3 protein-coding genes and 1 pseudogene are annotated in these 1,961 nt (G+C 64.1%); all 4 read left to right on the forward strand.

Features of this window, described 5'->3' with window-relative positions:
• Positions 1-303, forward strand: a pseudogene (locus AAIL66_RS24215) (phage baseplate assembly protein V); the annotation flags it as partial.
• Positions 300-644, forward strand: a complete 345-nt coding sequence (locus tag AAIL66_RS24220) for a GPW/gp25 family protein (RefSeq protein ID WP_343497953.1) — start codon at positions 300-302, stop codon at positions 642-644. The pseudogene AAIL66_RS24215 and the gene AAIL66_RS24220, both read left to right, overlap by 4 nt.
• Entirely contained in the window at positions 641-1,558 is a 918-nt protein-coding gene (locus AAIL66_RS24225; RefSeq protein WP_343497954.1) for a baseplate J/gp47 family protein, read from the forward strand. Before AAIL66_RS24220 ends, AAIL66_RS24225 begins: the two co-directional genes overlap by 4 nt.
• On the forward strand, positions 1,551-1,961 hold a 411-nt coding region (locus AAIL66_RS24230; RefSeq protein WP_343497955.1), incomplete at its 3' end, for a phage tail protein I. The genes AAIL66_RS24225 and AAIL66_RS24230, both read left to right, overlap by 8 nt.

Here is a 1,961-nt window from a genome sequence, read left to right on the forward strand (position 1 = left end):
TCTCTGGTGGCCACACTGCCGGGCGGTGGCACGGCCAAGCTGGTGGCGCCGGATAGCGTCACCATCGACAGCCCCCAGGTCACGATGACAGGCCACTGCCTCGTCAAAGGCTCTTTGACTTACCAAGGCGGCATGCGCGGCAGCGGGACTGCCGAGGGTGCCAACGGTGCGGCGGAAATCCAGGGCACGCTGCGCACAACTCAGGACGTAATTGCAAACGGCATCAGCCTGACCGGCCACGACCACGGCAACGTCCAAAACGGCAATGGCAGAACCAGCCAGCCCGGTGGAGGCTCAGCATGATGAACGTCAAAACGGGCCGCCGCCTGGACTATTCGGCCCACATCAGCCAGTCCATTACGGACATTCTGACCACCCCCATCGGCTCGCGCCTCATGCGCCGGGGATACGGCAGTTTCATCCCCCAGCTCATTGACCAGCCTATGACAGACGCCAATATCTTGCGGCTGCAGGCGGCCACAGCCCAGGCCATCATGAAACATGAGCCTCGCACCCGCCTGACCCGTGCTGCGCTGGCTTTTGATGCCAGTGGCCGCGCCGTGATGCAGATCGAACGCAAAGACCGAGGGCAGGCATCCACGCGCCGCCAGAGCATCAGCATTCAGCCGGGGGTAGGCACATGAGCAATGCCCAGATCATTGATATGAGCAAGCTGCCGGCGCCCGATGTGGTCGTGGTGCCGGAGTTTGAAACCATCCTTTCCGCCCTCAAGGCCGATCTAGTGGCGGCTATGCCTGCAGACCTGCGCCCAGATGTCACCGACACCCTGGCCCTGGAGTCCGAGCCGCTGACCAAGTGGCTGGAACGCTTGGCGTATCTACTGGTTGTCGAGCGCAGCGACCGCAACGACAGCGCCCACGCCGTCATGCTGGCCTATGCACGCAAAGGCGACCTTGACCAGCTCGGCGCCTTCTTTGGCGTCGTGCGCTTGGTCATCACCCCGGCCAATCCGGCAGCCATCCCCCCCATTGCGGCGGTGCTGGAAGACGATGACACATTCCGCGCTCGCATCCAGCTGGCACCACGCGGCTACAGCGTGGCCGGGCCTGTGGGTGCCTATGTCTTCCATGCCAAGACCGCAGACGGTCAAGTCCTGGACGCAGCAGCCACCAGCCCCACGCCGGGCCGTGTCGTGGTTTCCGTGCTCTCCCGTGTGGGCAACGGCGTGCCAAGCCAAGCGCTGCTCGATACCGTGGCAGCCGCTGTCAATGCCGATGACATTCGCCCGCTCACAGATGAGGTGATCGTCCAGGCTGCAGGCATCGTCAATTACCAGATCACCGGCAAGATTTACACCTTGCCGGGACCGGATTCGTCCAGCGTCCTGACCACTGCACAGCAGCGCATTGCAGCCTATGCCGAATCCATGCACCGCATTGGACGGCGCCCAACCCTGTCAGGCATCTATGCCGCCATGCACATCGAGGGCGTGGACCGGGTAGAGCTGACCAGCCCTGCAGCCGATGTTGCCGTGGGTGAAACCCAGGCCAGCTGGTGTACCGCCATCAACGTGACGCACGGGGGCATCGTTGGCTGATTCACTGCTCCCACCCAATGCCACGCCGCTGGACCGGGCCGCCGAGTCGGTCATGGTCAAGCACTTTGACGCTATCGACCAACCGCACCGCGCGCTCTGGAACCCCGACACCTGCCCGCTGGAGCTTCTGCCCTGGCTCGCTTGGAGCATGGGCGTGGAGGCATGGCGCAGCGAGTGGCCAGAAGCCATCAAACGGGCGCTGGTGCGCAATGCCATTCAGGTCCAGCGGCAACGCGGCACCCTCAAGAGCGTGCGCGACACCGTGGCCAGCTTCGGCGGTGCCATCAGCATCCGGGAATGGTGGCAGACCACGCCCAAAGGCACGCCGCACACCTTTGAGCTGGTTTTCACCATGACCGGCCAGGACGGCGAGCAGGCCAGCGCCGCATTCGTGCAGGACGTG

The sequence above is a fragment of the Comamonas sp. F1-6 genome (genome assembly GCF_039581415.1).
GTDB lineage: Bacteria > Pseudomonadota > Gammaproteobacteria > Burkholderiales > Burkholderiaceae_C > Comamonas > Comamonas thiooxydans.